Below are 20,120 nucleotides of genomic sequence, written 5' to 3' on the forward strand. Positions count from 1 at the left end.
GTATTAATTAGACTAATTTTGTTGCTTAAATAAAGATTTAAAATTATTTGTGGAGTTTTCATCAGGATTGATCTCTATGTAGTAATTGATGGTCTATTAATTGATTTAGATTAATAATTTTATTCCCATCGAAGTCACTTGTAGCTGTATTACGTCTATCTAACCATATGGCCTTCATTCCAGAATTTAAACTCCCTAAATAGTCTAACTTAAATGAATTCCCAATATAAATACATTCTTCAATTTTTTTGTTTGCCTGTTTTGCGGCATATTGAAAAATTCTTTTATCAGGCTTGGAAAATCCAACTTTTTCCGATATTAAAATTTGGTCTAAATATTTATGAAGATTATTATGTCTTAATTTAAATATTTGATCAGGGTATGTTCCATTAGATATTAGACCAATACTTAAATCAGATAATTTTTCTAAAGTGTTAATAGTGTCTTCAAAAATTAAACAAGAACTAAGGAAGTGTTTGTGGTATTTGGAATAAATTTTTTTAGACGTTGAAACGTTTAAATTTTCTCCAAAATATTTCCAAAATTCTTGGATTCTAGAAATTCTTTGCTGTTCAAGATCAATTTCCTTTTCAAAATAAATTGCTAAATATTTGTTTGTGATGTTCATCCAGGTTTCTGCAATGTTTTCTGGTACACTATCTTTAAAATATTCTTTAAATAGCGCTTTAATGGCAAATTCATGAGCGCTTTCGCTATCTATCAATGTGTCGTCAAGGTCAAAAAAAATGTGCATATATTAATGTGTTTAATTAATATTTCCCTTTAGAAACTACTCCTTCTTACCAGTCTAAAATCGCATTTAATTTTTTTGAATGATTTGTTGAGAATCATATTGGCTGCGACTTCCCCCATTTGATAAAAATCAGTTGAGAGTACAGTCAGACCGTTCAATATCATCTCATTTATTGGTGATTCGTTATAAGAAATTATACCTATGTCGCTACCAATGTTGTAATCTTTTGATATTGCTGTCTTTGCAAGTTCAATTAGCTCTTTGTCTAATTGACCGTTGAGTATAAGGTAAACCTGATTTTTTTTAATATCTTCAGGAGTAGCTTGATAGAGGATTTCATAATCAATACTATTGTCGGAACAGAACTTAGCTATACCTTTTTGAAGGAAAGGTGCATATAGGCTTCCCTTCAATGAGATTACATTTAATTTTTTGTATTTTTTCAACGTCTCCACTCCTTGTTGTAATCCATGGTACACATCATGCTCATAGTTTTGATATACCGATCCGAAATTCCCTGATAACCCTTCGATATGGTGATCTAGTAGTAGAAGCTTTCTATTGGGAATCTTTCCTAAGGAGTGAACAACTCTTTTTTGTACTTCTTCAATCAAAGGAAAATGAGGAGTAATAACATAGTAATCGTAATTATCGAGACCATCATCAAGAAACCTTTCGAAGGTAGATATATCTTGGTTATGCAAACGAATACTAATTTCTACGTTGTTTCCCAGCTTTTCTGAAAAGGAATCGAACATTGCTTGCTTATAAGTTCCCAGGCGATCAAAAATCAATAAAATGTTCAACTTATTGATTTTAGATTCAGAAATATAGTAACCCTTCCCTTGAGCAGATTCTAATAGGTTTTTCTTTCGCAATAGGGAATAAGCCTTTTTAACGGTTTCTTTTGAAATGTTGAGCTCCGATGATAAATCGTTTAAAGATGGAACATAGTCACCACTACGGTACTCCCCTGAATCTACTAAATATTCAATACTCTTAACTAGTTGTTTGTAAAGAGGCTCTTTTGACTCTATTTCAATTTCAATTTTAGAATGCATATGCGTATTTGATATTTTGTATGATTTTAATTGAGGGTAATTTAAAAATACTCTTATTTATTTGCTAAGTTAATAATTAATTTTATATTTGACACCACACTACACAACAGTATTGTTGTATTATACAATACCGTTATAAATAACCGAAATTACAAATTATGAAAACAACCGAAATTCATTTAGGACCAAACAAGCTTCTGGGCAATCAAAGAAGTCTCTCTCTCTTTATCCTACTGAACTTTTTGTTCATCAGTCAAGTGTTTGCCCAAAATACCGCCTCAGGAACTGTTTCTGAGGAAAACGGAACACCATTGCCTGGGGCAAATATTGTTGAAAAGGGTACTACCAATGGGGTGACCGCTGATTTCGATGGTAATTTTACAATCAAGGTTTCAAGCTCTAATTCCACATTAATAGTATCCTACATCGGTTACACAACTAAGGAGGTAATAATGAATGGACAATTTGCTCATAAAGTAATATTGGAGCAAAGTGCTGCAGGACTTGATGAAGTAGTCGTAATTGGGTATGGAAGTATAAAGAAAAAAGACTTAACTGGGTCGGTTGCCTCTATTGACAGTGAGGATATTAAATCGGTTCCTACGGGTACTTTGGCAAGGTCGATTCAGGGGAGAGCATCAGGGGTTCAAGTTCAACAAAATTCAGGGTCTCCTGGCTCTGGAATTCAAATTAGAATTCGTGGAACAAATTCCATAAGCGGCAGCAATGAGCCACTGTGGATTATTGATGGGTTTCCTGGGGATCAAAATACAATTAATCCTAATGATATCGAAAGTATGGAAATTCTAAAAGATGCCTCTGCTACTGCGATATATGGGTCGCGGGGTGCTAATGGTGTAATTATTATAACTACTAAAAGTGGTAAGTTAGGTAAAACGAAAGTGTCTTTCGAAAGTAGCTATGGGTTGCAAAAGGTAAGAAATAAATTGGATTTGCTGAATGGTAAGGAATATATGGAATTCATAAACATACAGCAAGTAAATGATTTAGGACAAGCGTTTTTTACAGAAGAAGAGATAAATAATGTGGGAAATGAAACCGATTGGCAAGATGCATACTATAATCTCGCGCCAGTTCGAAATAAAGCGATCACTGTAAGTGGTGGCAGTGAAAAAACTCAATTCTCTGTAAGTTATGGGCATTTTGATCAAGAGGGAGTAATTGGCAATAATAACTTCGATAGGCATACTCTTAGGGCTAAAATAAATCATGATATAAGTGATAAGTTAAGTTTAAAATATAATATGAATTTCAGTGAAACCAAGAATGAAAATGAGTATGCATCTGCTGGATTCAGAGGAAATTCTGTTATCAGTGCTATTTTGGGTGCCCCTCCGACTTTGAGTCCATATGACGAGAATGGGGAATATCGGGAATTAAGATATTCATATCCTTTTATGAGTGATGGCCTATTGAACCCAGAGGCATATATACAAGAAAACTCAAGTGTTCAAAAAACTCGAAACACTACAATTGGTCTTGGTCTTGAGTATAAGCTAAATAGCGATTTAATTGTAAATTTGTCAGGTAATTATATTAACATAGATGGGAGGTCGGATTCTTATAGAACTCTGGAGTATCCTGGCTCACAAGGTAATGGCGCAATTAGTACGTCTAATAATAGAACTATAGCCAGTAACAATATTATAACTTATAATAAGACCTTAGGAACCTCTCATAACATATCGTTGACAGGAGGGGTAACTTATGAAGAATCCTTGTCTACGGGTATAGGAATTTCAGGGTCAGGTTTCTTAAGTGATGCAACAGAGAACTATGGGATTGGAGCTGCTAATGTGGTGGGTAATCCAGGTTCTTCTTATACTAAATGGCAATTGTTATCTTATTTGGGTAGATTAAATTACTCTTATGATGATAAGTATTATGTAACTGCCAGTTTCCGTTCAGATGGATCCTCCAGGTATAGTGAAGGAAATAAATGGGGTTATTTTCCGTCGGCTGCTTTAGCTTATCGAATTTCAGAAGAAAACTTTATGGAAGATATATCCTTTATAAATAATCTGAAATTGAGGGCAGGTTATGGGGAGACAGGAAGCACTGCTATTTCACCATATACAACCCTTAACATGTTGTTTACGGGTAAAGCTACTTTTGGAGATGACAGTTATACAACTTATGAGCCTTCTGACAGGTTCCCAGGACCTTTAAGGTGGGAAACAACTCAGCAAACAGACGTAGGGGTGGATCTGTCGCTTTTCGATGGAAAAATTAATTTCGTTGCGGATTATTATGTCAAAAACACTAATGATTTACTTAACTCAGTTCAATTACCTAGATCTCTAGGGTATTCTTATACCATTCAAAACATAGGTAAAGTTCAAAATAAGGGTTGGGAATTTCAACTTGATGCAAAACTTTTGGATGGAGATGTAAAATGGAATGTTTCTTCCAATATTTCTTTCAACAAAAATGAAGTAATTGAGTTGTATGATAATCAAGACATTCTCGCACCTAATATAAATATTACAGTACTTATTGATTATCTTAACTTGATTAGAGAGGGTCAGCCGATGAATGTCTTTTATGGCTATCAAAGTGATGGTTATGATGAGAATGGTAACTTTAAATATGTTGACTTGGATCAGAGCGGAGATATTACTTCGGAGGATAGAACATATATAGGTAATCCCAATCCTGATTTTATTTATGGTTTCAATTCGAATCTATCATGGAAAAATTTTGATTTTGATATCTTTTTTCAGGGCTCTCAGGGTAACGATATTTATGCTTTAGGAATGGTTGCTCAGACTATTGACTTTGGAATGGGGTTGAATACGTTAAAAGATGTGCTGTATAATCATTGGACACCAGAAAATCCCAATTCACAATATCCAAAAATTAGTACCTCTACAACACCAAAAATTTCAGATTCATACGTTTTTGATGGTTCTTATTTAAGACTAAAAAATATTCAGTTGGGCTATAATATTCCAGTAGAAAAATTGCGTATACCATTGCTGCAAAAGGGTAAAGTATATATAAGCGGACAGAATTTATTGACATTTACCAAATACCCGTGGCAAGATCCTGAGATTAACAGTTTTGGAGGTGCTAGTTCCCTCAGGCAGGGTATTGACCAATATTCCTATCCCGTAGCAAAAACATTTACGTTTGGGGTTAAACTCGATTTTTAAATAAAAAGCAAATACCTATTATTATGAAAAATTTATTCTTAGCCGTAGTTATTATATGCTTACATATTTCTTGTGAGAACGCTCTTGAAGAAGTGCCAAAAGCAATTGCAGCAGAGACTTTCTATAAAACTGAAGCAGAATTCGAAGCAGCTATCTATGGTGCATATAGACAATTGGAGCGAGGTCCATTTCACCGTAATTACTTACTGGTAAATTTATCTCAAGTAGATTATGGGGTAGGAAGAGGCTCATATTCCTCAACAAGTAATTTTCAGGGGTTGGATCCAACTAATATTGATAGAACTAGTAATATGTGGTCATATTTTTATCGTTCTATTCGTGACGTGAACCTTGTTATTCAAGAAGCAAGTGGGTCAGATGTTGAAATTAATGCAACCATATTGAATCCGCTAATTGCCGAGGCAAAATTTCTAAGGGCGTTTAATTATTTTCATTTGGTCTTAAACTGGGGGGGAATCCCTTTGAGGACGGAAGATAACATATCAGACCCGGATTTGCCGAGAAGTTCTGTAGAAGATGTTTATGCGAAAATAGTTGAAGATTTGGAATTTGCTGAACAGTATTTACCTGATGATCAGAGTTTGGCTGGTCGCCCTATCAAAATGACTGCTAAAACTCTTTTGGCCGATGTTTATTTGAACATGGGTAGTTGGCAAAATTCTAGGGATAAAGCATTAGAGGTAATAAATTCTAACAAATATCAACTCATAAACGTTTCTGAACCAGATGATTTTTACCAAATTTTTGGTTCCAATGTTCTATCCACATCTGAGGAGATCTTTTATATGAAGTACAATCCCTTGAGTCCAAGTTCCTTTACAGTTATGCTTCACAAGGATAACCGTGATTATTATTATGGTAATGGAGCATATGCGGCTTATGTGCCCGATAGTTCCGAGAATAAAACAATTTCCGAATGGGATTTTCAAGATCTACGTAGGAGATTTAACTTATATAATTGGGATATCGGCGTTGGTCCAAAAACACTATTGTACAAAAAATTCACAGATCCAGACCAGAGCTTAAGTTGTGATTACACTGTGTATCGTTATGCTGATTTACTTTTGATTTATGCAGAAGCTGATAGTCGGGCAAATGGAGGGCCTACGGCTGACGGTATGGAAAAACTCAATATGATCCATAGACGTGGATATGGACTTGATCCCAATACGCCTTCTATTGAAGATTTCAACTTTGCTGATTATACCGAAGAGACTTTTATAGATTTAGTATTGCAAGAACGTCTTTACGAATTATTTTCAGAACACAAACGGTTCTATGATCTAAGGAGAACAGGAAGATTAAAAAGCACCATTAAAGATGTGAAGGGAATTGACGTCGCAGATAAACAATTTCTTTGGCCAATTCCCAACATTGAATACGAATATAATAATGCTATTGATCCAGGTTCTGATCAAAACCCTGGATACTGATTTTACCTTTTAATGTAGTAGTATAAAGTATTATTTATAACATGAGAAAATCAATTTTAATAAAAGTAGTAATCACTCTTTTCTTTACTGGAAATATATGCTTTGCTCAATACAAGTCTAAAAATTGGGAAACCATTAAGTCGACCAAACCTGGCTTGGAACAAATAGGACTAATGGCAACTAAAAATTCCAAGGAGATAGAATCCTCTCCTTGGTCTATTGGTTGTGAAACAATGGATAGAGGCTATACCATATTCAACAATTACAAAGATTATGTTGGTGAATTAGGAGCTAAATCCGCTCGGCTTCAAGGAGGTTGGGCAAAATGCGAAAAGGTAAAGGGTGTTTATGATTTTGAATGGTTGGACGAACATGTTTATGGTCTAAAAGAGCAAGGCATACAACCATGGATATCCCTTTCTTATGGGAATCCGTTATATAAATCTAATCCCAACCTAGGGTCAAAGATTTTTTCTTCGGAAGAAACATTGGATGCATGGTGTTCTTGGGTGGAAGCAACTGTTGAGCATTATAAGGATACCGTAAATGAATGGGAAATTTGGAATGAGCCCAACTATGGGAATAACGGAGGTGAAACATACGCTACTTTACTCATAAGAACTATTGAAACTATAAAAAAAGTTCAGCCAGATGCCGTAATAATTGGGTTTGCTTTATCCGAGATGCCATTGGGATTCACTAAGGAAGTATTCGATGTTCTTAAGAAAAATGATATGGCAGATAAAGTTGATTATCTATCATATCACCCTTACGAATTTAATCCAGATGACTCGTATGAAGATGTTGAGGAATTAAAATCTCTTGCCGAGTCATATAATCCAAATATTAAATTGTTTCAAGGTGAAAATGCGGCACCTTCAGATAATCATTACGTATATCATGCATTAAATGATTATCCATGGACGGAAATAAGTCAAGCAAAATGGTATATGCGCAGAATGGCTGGAGATCGTGCTAGGGATATCAGAACTAGTGTTTTTGGTATCATTGATATGAAGTATCCCGAAGTACTGTTGTCAATGGGCTTACTGCGTTCTAATTTAAAACAAGAAGTCCTATACAAGAAACCGGCATTTTATGCCGTGCAGCATATGATGACTTATTTTAATAGTTCGGTCATTCCTTTAGGAGTGATGAATTTTGAATCTTCTTCAACTAGAAAGATGACTGTTGCCGGTTTTAAAAAAGGCAATTCATCTACAGCATTATTATGGTACAACGATGAGATACCTTCCGATGATTTGAAATGGGATTTGGTGGATATTAAAATCGATAACATGAATTTTAAGGATCCGGTAATTGTTGACATGATCTCAGGCAAAGTGTTTGAGTTGAAAGGTGATTGGAAAAATGATGGAAAAAAGGTCCAGTTTGAAGAACTCCCAGTTTGGGACGGTGTCATGATGATAGCGGAACGCTCGCAAGTAGCTTTAAAGGCCGAAGAGTAAAAATACCGGTATAAACTAATAAGAGGTAAATATAAACAGGTTGATGAAGCAACTCTATAAAGGATATAAATGGGAGGTTCTAGGGCTCCTTTGGGTGGCCTTTCTTTTAAACCAAGCGGACCGTCAGGTTTTTAATGTTGTATTGCCCTTGATCAAGGCCGATTTAAATCTGACAGATGTCGAAATAGGTACAATAGCCACTGTTTTTAATTTAGTGTACGCTGCCTTGGTTCCATTGGCCGGCTATGCAGGTGATATATTTAGCCGAAAATGGATTGTTACCCTAAGTATTATTTTCTGGAGCGTTGCAACAATGTTTACCGGGCTAGGTAATTCTATGTTGATGTTGATTATAATGCGAAGTGTAGCTACGGGTGGAGGAGAAGCTTTTTTTGGTCCAGCCAACTATAGTTTGTTGGCCCAATATCATAAAAAAACGCGATCCTTGGCAATGTCACTCCATCAAACCTCCTATTATATCGGGATAATTCTATCTGGGTATGTTGCGGGCTATTTGGGCGAACATTACGGATGGAGGTTTGCTTTTTATGCGTTCGGGGGTATAGGCGTAATCCACGGTATTATACTCGCTTTTCGATTAAAAGATAAAAAAAAGGATACCGTTCAAATAGAGAATGGGGAAAGAGTAAAGTTCTGGGAAGGCGTAAAGATTATTTTCAGAACACCAACCGCATTGATACTTACTATAGGTTTTAGCGGTCTCATATTTGTTTTGGTAGGATATCTTACCTGGACTCCCACCTATTTATATGAAAATTTCGGGATGACTCTTTCCAATGCAGGTTTTCATTCTATGTTCTATACGCATTTGTTTGCTTTTATAGGCATTCTATTTGCCGGTAAGTACTCCGATTTTTTGGCAAAGAAAAAACCCCAAGCCCGGATGTTGGTACAAGCACTGGGGTTATTGGTTGCTGCACCATTCATCTTATTAATGGGTAATTCGAACACATTATGGTTGGTGTATATAGGGTTTGCAGGCTTTGGATTCGGAAGAGCATTTTTCGATGCCAACACATATGCCGTACTCTATGATGTAATTCCAGAGAAATATCACTCCTCCGCTTCAGGTATTATGCTGATGATTGGTTTTTCTGTGGGCTCATTATCACCGATTATATTGGGCTACTTAAAACCGATAATCGGTCTGTCCATGGGAATTTCATTGTTAGCAATCGTATGGGTGTTATGTGGAGTGTTATTTCTCGTGGGCTATAAATTTTATTTTTTGAAGGATTACAATAAAAATCAATCGGCAAACCTAAAAAGGTGATTGGCATTAAACTGTATAAGTGAATTATTAAAAAAAAAATGCTTACGATAAAACGATATATATGAGATTTAAGGACAAAGTGGTTCTTGTAACAGGAGCGACCAGGAATACAGGAGTAAGTATCGCCGCACTTTTTATAAGGGAAGGAGCAAAAGTCTGTATTAATGGTGTATCAGAAAAAGGGCTCCAATTAGGGGCTTCTGAATTGAATAGAGCAGGACTAAAAAAATTCGACCAATACGCGGCTGATATTTCTGACCAACAACAAGTAGAACATATGTTCCAGGAAATTAAAAAGAAGCACGGAAGACTGGATATTTTAGTCAACAATGCAGCTAACCAAGGATTGGGGATGAAATTTGATACGATGAAGCCCAACGACTTTCTTGAGGTATTAAAAGTAAATATATTAGGTACATTTCAAGTTTCACAGCAAGCTGTTAGAATAATGATGGAACAAAAATCCAAAGGAACTATCATTAATTTGGGCTCAAACGTCTCTAAACGTGCCATTCATGATCGTACTGCTTACGTGACCAGCAAGGGAGGAATCGATGCCCTTACCCGTTCGATGGCCATTGATTTGGGACCTAAGGGTATAAGAGTAAATATGGTGGCCCCTGGATATATCAATACAGATAGATGGGAAAAACTTTCAAAAGAACATATAAAACGTAGACATCTGAATATTCCTATTGGCACCGAGTCAACCACTGACGATATTGCTCAGGCTGTAGCATTCTTAGCTTCGGCCGCGGCCAAAAATATTGTTGGCGAGTGTTTGGTTGTAGATGGTGGATGTTCTGCGCAACACATGCCTGCAGATGTTGATTTATGATTTCGAGTATAATATTCATGGGATGTTGAAATTTTAGAAAAAATAAACTAATGAAGATTACAGCAATAAAAACGTTTATCTGCCATGCATATCGCACAAATTGGGTGTTTGTAAAAGTATATACCAATATTGATGGGTTGTATGGTATTGGTGAAGCAACCTTAGAGTACAAAGAACACACAGTAGCGCAAGCTTGTCATGACCTGGAAGGTCTACTAGTTGGTAAAGATCCACATAGAATCGAGGAGTTTTGGCATTTGGCCTACAGAGAGGGCTATTGGCGAGGAGGAGCGGTTCTGATGAGTGCGATTTCTGCAATTGAGATGGCGCTATGGGACATTAAGGGCAAAGATTTAGGTGTTCCTGTATACCAATTACTAGGAGGTAAAGTGCGTGAAGCCATACCTTGTTATGCCAATGGATGGTTTGCCCCAGCAAAAACTCCTGATGAATTTGCAGAAAAGGCAAAACAAGCCATAGAAATTGGGTTTTCTGCTCTCAAATGGGATCCTTTTGGGTCCTCTTATTTGCAAATAAGCCGTAAAGAGCTTAATGAGGCATTGTCTTGTGTTGAAGCAGTTTATGATTCCGTAAAACATAAGGCTGATATCATTATTGAAGCCCACGGACGTTTCGATATCCCTACGGCGGTAAGAATCGGTAATGCGCTGTCTCAATTTGATATTCTTTGGTACGAAGAACCCATACCTCCTCAAAACCTAGAAGGATTGGCTGAGGTGAAAAGTAGGGTTAATGTACCTGTTTCTGCTGGAGAACGCCTGTATAACAGATGGGACTTTAAAAGGTTGTTCGAACTGAAGGCTGCAGATTTTATTCAACCAGATGTCAGTCATGCCGGAGGTATTATGGAACTCAAAAAAATAGCGGCCATTGCCGAATCTTTTCACATTCCTTTTTGTCCTCATAACCCAAGTGGTCCTATAGCTAATGCAGCGACCTTACAATTGGCGGCCTGCGTCCCGAATTTTTATTTGTTGGAAACAATGAGTAGCGATGTCCCATGGCGTTCTGAAATCAGTACTGAAAATATACAATTTGAGAAAGGTAAAATGGTAATTCCTGATTTACCGGGACTTGGAATCGACATTAATGAAAAGGAAATAGAAAAATACCCTTATAAGGCTCAAGAATTAAGGCACTATAAAGGAAATTTAACAGATATCAGACCGGAAAACGCAAAATCCTATTTCTAGGATAGATTTATCTCATTAGCGATTGATATCTGAAATTGTTAGTTGAGTTAGTTGAGTTAGTTCAGTTGGTTGAGGAAGCGTGGATTCCCGCGCTTCCTTTCAATCACCGAAAAAGTTTAATATAAAATTTTAGCACAAAATCACACATATCGTAAACAACTATAAATGAGCAATTCAGAACTAAATATTATTTTTAGAAACTCTTCTTTTGAAAAGGTCATGGTGAATTTCATAAAGAAAACACTAGTACTGGCATTTTTACTGTTTCCTATTTTAAGTTTCACCCAAGATATAGCATCATATAAATTACGCAAAAACCAGATTATCAATTCTTTGAAAAATGTTACCCTCGCAGAACGGGGTAAGCATGGCCTTCCCAAGGCTATTGCCAGACTTGAGGCGAACCCACAAGATGGTGCGGCCTTGACCTACATTACCAACGACTTGGATAATCGCCATCAGAGTATGTTCGACTTTCCAGGGATTGCACTTGCCCTTTGTCGCTACTGGGACAGTTTTAATGCCAACCAATTGGAAAAAATAAAAAGTAATCTCGAGAATTTAGCAAAAGAGGATAAGCAAAATGGTGAAGGCTTTTTGGGGCACGGTACCGAGAACCATGCCACTATTATGTGGAGCAGTGCTTATTTGTTTGGACAGTTGTTCCCCGATGCTCGTTGGGCCAATGGAATGACAAGCGATGAACTAATGGCAGATATGAAAGAACGCTTGCGAAAAACATTCAAAAATGTATATGACCACGGCTATACCGAATATCTTTCTACGACCTATGAAGTGGTAATGAACTTTCCAGTCGAAATATTGTTGGAATATGCTAACGATCCGGAAATGAAGGCGATTGCCGAAGCCTTTATGCTCTACAAATGGTCCTTATTATCACTCAATAATTTTGAAGGGAATATCTTGGCTCCCTATGGACGGATGAATACCCAGCAAGATCATTTTCCGGATGATAGTTATATCTCGGCTACTACTTATTATAATTGGTTGATGTGGGGATGGGGTCCAGCTACGAGTAACGTTAAGATGAATGATTTTTTATACTATTATGAAACCAGCTATACAGTTTTTGCAGCTTTATCCAGAGTTGTTCCCAATGCTGTTTTCTTTAAGTTGTCAGGAAATGATTCAGCACCATTTGAACTAAAAACTTCGTCCTCAACTTTTGGAAGTTATGGTTCAGGTGTTCCACATCAGATGATGAGAAAAGTGTATCGCAATAAGACCTATGCTATCGGAACAGGTAATTTTCGTTGGGTGCCCGGAGGTGATTATGCCGACCGTGATGCCAATGGGTTCAACATCGTGTACCATAGTCCTGACCGTTTTAATTATATCAATTGCTTCCATCCGTACTGGTTCAGCGATGGTGATGAAAAGGACCGTGGCCCGGATACCTGGTACAAAGGGAACATTTCGCCCTTTCAACAGACAGCGCATTCGAAGAATACGGTGATTACCCTTTTCAATATTCCCGAAAAAGATCCATGGATCGAGTCCCCCAGTGAATCTAAATGGGCCTGGCGTGATGGTCATGCCGAAAACTTGATAAAAAGGGGAATGTTGCGTTACCCAAAATCTGTAGATGAAAAAGTCGAAGAAAAAGGTTGGATTTTTCTAAGGGAAGGGGAAACGTATATTGGTATAAAACCCTTAAAAAGTTTTTATGAGCAAACAGATTTAAAAGGGAAAGGATTGGATGGTTTTAATATTATTAAAAGTGATCACGCACAAACAGGTTTTGTTTTTGAACTTGGCAGTAAAGAGGAATCGGGCACTTTTGGGAATTTCCGCAAGACTCTAAAAAAGAACAGACTTTCCATCGATTGGAAAAACATGAGGGTCACCTATGTCGACTCACAGAAGGAGAAATTGCAGATACAATATCAGGGAGGTCTACCCATTGCTATTGAAAATGAGATGCCCGAGCATTTGGTATTAAAGGGCATTAACGGAATGGCAGAATCCATCCCAGTCGTAAAAATCGGGAACAAGATAGAAATAGAGTACCGCGAATGGCCCATGATCGAGAGCCCGTCCATAAATATGGCGGACAATGTTCTTACTATAAAAGATAACAAGACAGACATAACGGTGAATTGGCAAGGTGATATTCCCGTTATCACCAAAAATTGACCTATCTACCTAAAAAAATTATATGAAAAAGATATTATTCATTCTATTGTTCTTCGGTATTGGACTTTTTACACAGGCCCAAGTAGTTATGCCTAAGATATTTAATAATAATATGGTGCTGCAAAGGGATAAACCAATAACAATTTGGGGTTGGGCACAAGCAGGCGAAAAAATCGAGGTCGTATGTAACGGTCAGAGAGTTAAAACAATAACTGATCTCGATGGGAAATGGGCTGTCACCTTGAAATCTATGAACTATGGAGGTCCGTATGAATTGAGCGTTCACGGTAAGAATACCATTGTGTTGCAAAATATTATGATTGGGGATGTATGGATTTGCAGTGGACAATCAAACATGGAGTTTGTTGTTCAAGATGTCAAGAACGCCAAAGCGGAAATTGCCAGTGCTAATTATCCCGAAATACGATCATTTAGGGTTAAACGGGACATGGCCTTTGAACCAGTTGAAGACTTGGAAGGAAAATGGACGGAATGCAATCCAGAAAATGTAGGACGGTATTCGGCTGTCGCTTATTTCTTTGCCCGGAAGGTATATGAAGAAACAGGAATACCAATCGGTCTGATCAACGCTTCATGGGGAGGTACTCAGATTGAGACCTGGATAGGTAAAGATGCCTATAAAAAACTTCCTATGGAATATTGGGAACGTTACCCGTACGATATTTTCGGTGATAATCCCGTTGCGTTCATTGAAAATCAAGAAACTGCTCAAAGATTATTTCAAGAGGCAAAGAAGAGAAAGGAGGATAGTAAGGAAGAAGACTACACATTCCCGAGCAATACCACAGAATATGAAACCTGCGAAATGCCCCTTAGATGGGACCAATCCGAGCTAAAGCGTATCGATGGGGTGGTTTGGTTCTATACCACAATCGATTTGCCCGCTACAACCGGCCAAAAGAAGGGAGTTCTCAACCTGGGGCCCATAAATCAACAGGATATGGTATGGATTAATGGAAAAACTGTGGGTCATACGGATTCGAATTCGAAGGAGAGAAGCTATGGAATTTCAGAAGGGATTTTACAGGAAGGAACAAATACCGTTGCGGTCAGGATTGATGACAATGGCGGCAATGGAGGTTTTATGGGCAAGGCGGAAGACCTGTTCTTAAAGCTTAAAAGCAAAAAATATTCTTTAGCGGGAGATTGGGCATACAGAAAAGCGATTACCAGCGATATGTTCGAGTACGAGCCAAATGCTCGCAATTTATATCCAAGTATACTTTACAACGCCATGATCAACCCGTTACTAAAATTAAAGGTCAAAGGGATACTCTGGTATCAGGGGGAACAAAATGTGGGTAGAGCGAGGCAATATGAAACGCTTTTTCCACTTATGATCAAAGACTGGCGAAAAAAATGGGGTGAGGAGCTTCCCTTTTATTGGGTGCAACTTCCTAATTACATGAAAATTGATGACAAACCATCCAGAAGTACCTGGGCCGAACTGAGAGAGGCACAAACAAAGGCTCTATCGTTACCTAAAACCGGAGAGGCCGTTGGTATTGATGTGGGCGAAGCGGGGGACATCCATCCAAAGAATAAACAGGATGTGGGACTACGTTTAGCATTGATAGCCTTGAACAAAGACTATGGGAAAACCGAAACGATATTTGCCGGCCCCACTTTCAAATCCGTAAAATTTAAGAATCAAAAAGCGGTGATTTCCTTCCAAAATATAGGCTCTGGTTTGGTCATCTTGGACAATTCATCGAACGTAAAAGGCTTTGCGATTGCTGGTCAAGATAAAAATTTTGTTTGGGCCAAGGCAAAAATAGTAGGTAACAAAATCAGTCTTGAAAGTGATCAGGTTACTCAACCGGCTTATGTAAGATATGCTTGGGGGAACAATCCAGAAACGAATTTATATAATGTGGAAGGTTTACCAGCAAGTCCATTTAGAACAGATGACCAGAATGATGATGATTAGAACCACTGTACCGCTTTTGAAGCGAATGTTAGGTGTCTGGGTTATAATGCTCCAGATATGGATATGTCCAAATCTAACTATGGGTCAAAAGGATCCTTCTAGACTTTTTAGGCCCTACCTAATAGAAGAGGGGCCTAAAATTGTAAAGGATTTAGGCGAAGAAATTGAAGGTGGAGTCAGGCTAAGGAAGTTGGTTTTTCATTCCTATACCTACATGGAAGCTGGAGAGCAGAAAAGTGCCGAGGTCTTTGCCGCTATTGCCCGTCCCGCAAAGGAGGGCAATTATCCTGGGCTGCTTGTTTTGCATGGGGGAGCAGGATATGCACAGGTCGAGAGGGCAAAAAAATGGGCGGCCCAAGGGTATGTAACGGTGGTCTTGGATGAGCCCGGGGTGGCTGCCCCCGATAAAATACCAATGACCCATGGTCCATGGGAAAAATATGAATACGGAGAAAATCGCTTCGTTGTAAAGCCAGAGATAAAATCAAGTACTCTTTTTTCTGCCATTCTAGCTTCTATTCAAGGGCTTTATTTATTGCATTCCCAACCGGATGTTATAAATGACAAAATCGGGGTGACGGGAGTTTCATGGGGCGGCTATTTGACAACCTTTATATCCGGTCTGGCCAATTCAAAGATCACGGCTTCTTTTTCGGTGTATGGAAGCGGCTACTATGATCTTGGATCCACGTTTTTAAAGATTCTTGACAATATGAGTTCTGAGGACCGCGCCATTTGGCTCAAGAACCTAGATGCTGGTAGGGTGGCGGAACACATCGAAATACCGTTTTTTATTGCGGCCGCAGCGAACGATAATTGGTTTTATCCTCCCGCGGTGTCACAAACGCTAAAGAGCATAAAAGGTGAAACAAATCATTTATACGCACCCAACAATTCACACAAAATAGAACTTCCGGGAGGCACAAGTGGGATTAGTGAAGAAGAACCAGGCTGGTTGTCCATGGAGCTGGTTTATTTTGAATATTTCCTGAAAGGTAAAGGTATGCCCTTTCCTAATATTGATAAGATTGAATCTGTCAGGATGAAAAACGGGAACACAAAAATACGTTTTCAGGTTATGGGAGCAGGGTCATTTTCTGGGGCCAATGTGTGTTATGCTCTCGAAAATGAAGAATGGCCCCAAAAAGTTTGGGAGATAATTTTAGCTACTAGCTTGAATAATGGTTGGTTCGAAGCGGAGATTCCAACAGGGCAACTAGAAGATGGTGTTGTTTGTTTCGCTTCAATTTCAGATTCAAGACCGGTAACCGTCTCAAGTAGTATCATAAAGATAAATAATTGAATTTTTCAGTAAAAAAGACCTTTAAAATGAATACCAAGACTTTAATCACTATTGTATTTATAATTATGTCCCTTTCGGTAACAGGACAGGCTGACCATAATTTAAAACGGTTCCCAAAGGGGAAAACACCACAGGAAATTGGTATGAGAATTTCAGAAAAATTCCTCAATACTTCACATTCCTTATACGGTAATACCAACCCGGTGAAGCCCCCCACACAAATTACCTATCCTGACGTTTGTACATGGTTGGGAGGATTGTGGTTTGCAGAAGTTACCAAAAACGAAAAACTTTTTAGTCGTTTTAAGGATCGTTTTCAACCCTTGCTTAATGAGGATATGAATTTACTTCCCAAGCCCAATCATGTTGATAATAATGTTTTTGGAGCAGTTCCATTGGAATTATATATGAAATCTGGAGACGAAAATTATCTAAAAATGGGATTAAAATATGCCGATAGTCAGTGGATTTTACCAGAAAATGCCAACGAAGAACAGAAACAATGGGCTGATCAAGGATATTCATGGCAGACTCGTATATGGATCGATGATATGTTTATGATTACTGCAATTCAGGCACAGGCATTTAAAGCAACCAAAGATCAAAAATATATTGACAGGGCAGCTAAGGAAATGGTTTTATACTTAGATAAAATACAATTGAAAAATGGATTGTTCTACCATGCTCCTGAAGCACCTTTTAGTTGGGGAAGAGGAAATGGGTGGATGGCGGTAGGTATGGCTGAAATTTTACGAAAGTTACCCAAAGATAATGCTGATCGAGAACGTATAATCGCCGGTTACCATGAAATGATGTCATCACTATTAAAATATCAAGCAGAAGATGGTATGTGGCGACAAATTGTTGATGATAAGTCTGCGTGGAAAGAGACTTCCGCAACAGCGATGTTCACTTATGCGATGATTACTGGGGTAAAAGAGGGTTGGCTGAACAAGAAAATATACGGAAAGGCGGCACGCAAGGGCTGGCTTTCGCTAACGGACTATATCAACGAAGATGATGAGCTTACCGAGGTGTGCGCCGGTACGAACATTATGAACAGTCGAGACCATTACATGAACCGACCGCGAATTGTTGGTGATCTGCATGGGCAGGCTCCATTACTTTGGTGCGCTACTGCTTTGGTACGATAGTTATAGTTGGTTATAAGGGAGGTTTATCCAATTGTTTTTTAAGAGGTTAATATTTGGCGGACCTCTAAAGAATATCAAGTCATAAAAGACTGCTCAAAAGAAAACTACGAAAGTAATTGAAGTATTGGGTTTCAATGAACTTTTGAGGCCTATAGCCAAGGTGTTCGTGCTTAATAGATGGTATTGATTGGTGATGTTGCGAAAGATAAGATGGAAGTCAATTTGTTGAGGTTTAGAATTTTGAAATTATAGAAAAATTAAATAAGTCAATTATTAACCTAAATTTTATTCATTATGAGAAAAACAATTTTTGCCATTATACTTATTTGTGGTCTTGGGTCAATGTTATCCAGTTGCGAGTATATTGATATAAAAGATATAAAAGATTTCGTTGATGATGACAATGTGAATTATATAAAACCCCAATGGTTTGGGGCAACTATGGATGGAGTTACAGACGATAGGGACGCATTTGTGGCTACATTGGATGCTGCAGACTCAACAGGAAAAAAGATAATCATTGACAAGGATATATTCCTTGATGTAGAGGAGATTGGTGCCAAGACTATTTTTATACCTGATAATATTTATATAGAGGGGAAAAATGGAGCTAAGATAATAGTTAACCATCTACGTTCCCCCGCCTTCATAATGGCGCTCAGCAATAATGTTACTATTAAGGACATTACAATTTTATATGACAACGCTTACGATGCATCCATAAATTATGGGTCGGATGCTAGTATAAAAGATTTGAATCAAGCTAATCTTCAAAATTATCTTGAAACTGAAAGAAATATTACTTTCAACAATTCAAACCCTATCTACAAAGGGGCTATTAACTTCATGTATACTTTTCTTCTCTATGCGGCAAGTGATATCAATTTTGATAATGTAAAATTTAAAGCAAAAGGTAAAACTGCTGATACTTTTATGATAGGCGGTATAAAGTTCAATGAACAATACAATTCAGACCAAGAAGTTGTTGACAATGATTTGGAAGATACCAATATATGTAGAAACATTACTTTTAAAAATTTGGTGTTCGACGGGACTTTAATGGGAGTTCAAGGTATAGTCAAGAATTTTGAAAGCACGGGCTTAAGGTCTTATCGATATTCGGATGCTCAATCAGCGGATGGTTCAAATATTGGAGGAGCGGACAAATGGATGCCACCGCCACACTTAATATATCTGAATAGTGATAACTCGCCTACCTACAATTGTAGTGATGTAAGATTTATTGATACTGTAGATTATGGTGAATACGTGGGGAATGAAGATGTTAGGGGATCTAGCGGTTATTGCCATTCTTTAAAACTGGTCGATAAACAAAATAACCCTTATGTAGATGGTTACAAATCCTTTAGAAGAGATGGTTTAGGCGATTTTGGAGGAATAGAAAATGGAGTTTTTAAAGATATATATGCAGAGTTTAATTCTTCAATATTTAGCGCTTCATGGCAATTTAATGCTTTTAGATGGGTAGGAACTGTAAATAATTCAAGTTTTCAAAATATTGAATTGCAAGATAATGCAGCAATTGCAGCAGTGTATCCTCTAGATGCAATGACAGGGTCGGGAAATTTAATGGATGCTATTGATATTTATGTTAAGGAACTGAATACAATTTATTCTGGTCCTTTTGGGATTAGTGGAAGCGGTAATACTATCATAAATTCAACTCTTGATATAGAAACTCACTCATCAACTCAAGAATGGAGAGGTGTTGTGTATCATAATGATTTGGCTATGAATGAGGGAGGTGGTAATCATTATGAAGTCGTTGTAAAAGGTTGGAGGGATATTAGCCCAAATCCGAGAGCGTTGAGGTCAAGAATGCTGTTTGCAAAACCTGTCAACCCGAACAATAACTATGCTAAAGTTATAGACCTAAACAACCATTATATTATAGAGCAAATTAATAATGAAGTAACAGCAACTTGGACTATAACAGAAACGGTTGATTTAGGCTCGCTACAGGAACAGCAATTGGAAATTCTTGTTGATGCAGATTATTCAATTGTAGATGTACAAGCAAGTGTACTTAGTGATTTGGACGCTAATATAACTTCATTGTCATTAGGAACTAATTCGGGGGCTGCAAACAACCTGTTGCCAAATATTTCTACCACTGGATCAACAATAGCCAATATAAATGAACCTTCATTAACGGGTTCTGGCTCAGATAGAAGTCTATATCTAAGAGGTAATACGAGTTTCAACGATATGGGCGAAGTGAAGGTGACAATGACTTTAAGAAGAATTGACACAAATTAGAAAAGTGCAATTATT

The 20,120-nt window shown here is 37.6% G+C and carries 13 protein-coding genes; 11 read left to right on the top strand and 2 right to left on the bottom strand.

Going from position 1 to position 20,120, the window contains the following annotated elements; translation table 11 throughout:
• Window positions 1-61 precede the first annotated feature (61 nt).
• Window positions 62-754 carry an HAD family hydrolase gene (locus P0077_RS10065; protein WP_276169047.1) on the bottom strand — a complete coding sequence of 231 codons (693 nt, stop codon included), beginning with the start codon at window positions 752-754 and terminating at the stop codon, window positions 62-64.
• A 29-nt stretch (window positions 755-783) separates the two neighbouring features.
• Window positions 784-1,815, bottom strand: coding sequence for a GntR family transcriptional regulator (locus P0077_RS10070; protein WP_276169048.1), 1,032 nt, complete (start codon window positions 1,813-1,815; stop codon window positions 784-786).
• A 158-nt stretch (window positions 1,816-1,973) separates the two neighbouring features.
• On the opposite strand from P0077_RS10070, the gene P0077_RS10075 reads away from it, so the two are divergent.
• The 11 genes from P0077_RS10075 (at window position 1,974) to P0077_RS10125 (ending at window position 20,105) form a co-directional block, all read left to right on the top strand.
• A complete protein-coding gene (locus tag P0077_RS10075) occupies window positions 1,974-4,991 on the top strand; it encodes a SusC/RagA family TonB-linked outer membrane protein (RefSeq protein ID WP_276169049.1) in 3,018 nt (1,005 codons plus the stop codon).
• A 23-nt stretch (window positions 4,992-5,014) separates the two neighbouring features.
• Entirely contained in the window at window positions 5,015-6,445 is a 1,431-nt protein-coding gene (locus P0077_RS10080; protein WP_276169050.1) for a RagB/SusD family nutrient uptake outer membrane protein, read from the top strand.
• Between the two features lie 41 nt (window positions 6,446-6,486).
• A complete protein-coding gene (locus tag P0077_RS10085) occupies window positions 6,487-7,914 on the top strand; it encodes a GH39 family glycosyl hydrolase (protein WP_276169051.1) in 1,428 nt (475 codons plus the stop codon).
• Between the two features lie 43 nt (window positions 7,915-7,957).
• Window positions 7,958-9,208 (top strand): MFS transporter, encoded by a 1,251-nt coding sequence (locus P0077_RS10090; RefSeq protein ID WP_276169052.1) that lies wholly within the window; start codon window positions 7,958-7,960, stop codon window positions 9,206-9,208.
• A 61-nt stretch (window positions 9,209-9,269) separates the two neighbouring features.
• Window positions 9,270-10,046, top strand: a complete 777-nt coding sequence (locus tag P0077_RS10095; RefSeq protein WP_276169053.1) for an SDR family NAD(P)-dependent oxidoreductase — start codon at window positions 9,270-9,272, stop codon at window positions 10,044-10,046.
• A 50-nt stretch (window positions 10,047-10,096) separates the two neighbouring features.
• Window positions 10,097-11,260: a galactonate dehydratase gene (gene dgoD, locus P0077_RS10100; protein WP_276169054.1), complete on the top strand. Its 1,164-nt coding sequence runs from the start codon at window positions 10,097-10,099 to the stop codon at window positions 11,258-11,260.
• 165 nt (window positions 11,261-11,425) lie between these two features.
• The gene (locus tag P0077_RS10105; RefSeq protein ID WP_276169055.1) at window positions 11,426-13,417 is read left to right on the top strand and encodes a hypothetical protein; all 1,992 of its coding nucleotides are present in this window, start codon (window positions 11,426-11,428) and stop codon (window positions 13,415-13,417) included.
• Window positions 13,418-13,439: 22 nt separating this feature from the next.
• A complete protein-coding gene (locus P0077_RS10110; RefSeq protein ID WP_276169056.1) occupies window positions 13,440-15,368 on the top strand; it encodes a sialate O-acetylesterase in 1,929 nt (642 codons plus the stop codon).
• Complete coding sequence (locus P0077_RS10115) at window positions 15,355-16,671, top strand: dienelactone hydrolase family protein (protein ID WP_276169057.1); 1,317 nt, start codon at window positions 15,355-15,357, stop codon at window positions 16,669-16,671. The genes P0077_RS10110 and P0077_RS10115 overlap by 14 nt, the downstream gene beginning before the upstream one ends.
• A gap of 26 nt (window positions 16,672-16,697) precedes the next feature.
• Entirely contained in the window at window positions 16,698-17,825 is a 1,128-nt protein-coding gene (locus tag P0077_RS10120; protein ID WP_276169058.1) for a glycoside hydrolase family 88/105 protein, read from the top strand.
• A 294-nt stretch (window positions 17,826-18,119) separates the two neighbouring features.
• The gene (locus P0077_RS10125) at window positions 18,120-20,105 is read left to right on the top strand and encodes a hypothetical protein (protein ID WP_276169059.1); all 1,986 of its coding nucleotides are present in this window, start codon (window positions 18,120-18,122) and stop codon (window positions 20,103-20,105) included.
• The last annotated feature ends 15 nt before the right edge of the window (window positions 20,106-20,120 follow it).

The sequence above is a fragment of the Zobellia alginiliquefaciens genome, assembly GCF_029323795.1.
Taxonomy (GTDB): Bacteria; Bacteroidota; Bacteroidia; order Flavobacteriales; family Flavobacteriaceae; genus Zobellia; species Zobellia alginiliquefaciens.

What these genes read in the sequence shown, in the direction of transcription:
- P0077_RS10065 (WP_276169047.1), bottom strand. Translation starts at nt 754, where the DNA reads ATGCACATTTTTTTTGACCTTGACGACACATTGATAGATAGCGAAAGC.
- P0077_RS10070 (WP_276169048.1), bottom strand. Translation starts at nt 1,815, where the DNA reads ATGCATTCTAAAATTGAAATTGAAATAGAGTCAAAAGAGCCTCTTTAC.
- P0077_RS10075 (WP_276169049.1), top strand. Translation starts at nt 1,974, where the DNA reads ATGAAAACAACCGAAATTCATTTAGGACCAAACAAGCTTCTGGGCAAT.
- P0077_RS10080 (WP_276169050.1), top strand. Translation starts at nt 5,015, where the DNA reads ATGAAAAATTTATTCTTAGCCGTAGTTATTATATGCTTACATATTTCT.
- P0077_RS10085 (WP_276169051.1), top strand. Translation starts at nt 6,487, where the DNA reads ATGAGAAAATCAATTTTAATAAAAGTAGTAATCACTCTTTTCTTTACT.
- P0077_RS10090 (WP_276169052.1), top strand. Translation starts at nt 7,958, where the DNA reads ATGAAGCAACTCTATAAAGGATATAAATGGGAGGTTCTAGGGCTCCTT.
- P0077_RS10095 (WP_276169053.1), top strand. Translation starts at nt 9,270, where the DNA reads ATGAGATTTAAGGACAAAGTGGTTCTTGTAACAGGAGCGACCAGGAAT.
- dgoD (WP_276169054.1), top strand. Translation starts at nt 10,097, where the DNA reads ATGAAGATTACAGCAATAAAAACGTTTATCTGCCATGCATATCGCACA.
- P0077_RS10105 (WP_276169055.1), top strand. Translation starts at nt 11,426, where the DNA reads ATGAGCAATTCAGAACTAAATATTATTTTTAGAAACTCTTCTTTTGAA.
- P0077_RS10110 (WP_276169056.1), top strand. Translation starts at nt 13,440, where the DNA reads ATGAAAAAGATATTATTCATTCTATTGTTCTTCGGTATTGGACTTTTT.
- P0077_RS10115 (WP_276169057.1), top strand. Translation starts at nt 15,355, where the DNA reads ATGATGATGATTAGAACCACTGTACCGCTTTTGAAGCGAATGTTAGGT.
- P0077_RS10120 (WP_276169058.1), top strand. Translation starts at nt 16,698, where the DNA reads ATGAATACCAAGACTTTAATCACTATTGTATTTATAATTATGTCCCTT.
- P0077_RS10125 (WP_276169059.1), top strand. Translation starts at nt 18,120, where the DNA reads ATGAGAAAAACAATTTTTGCCATTATACTTATTTGTGGTCTTGGGTCA.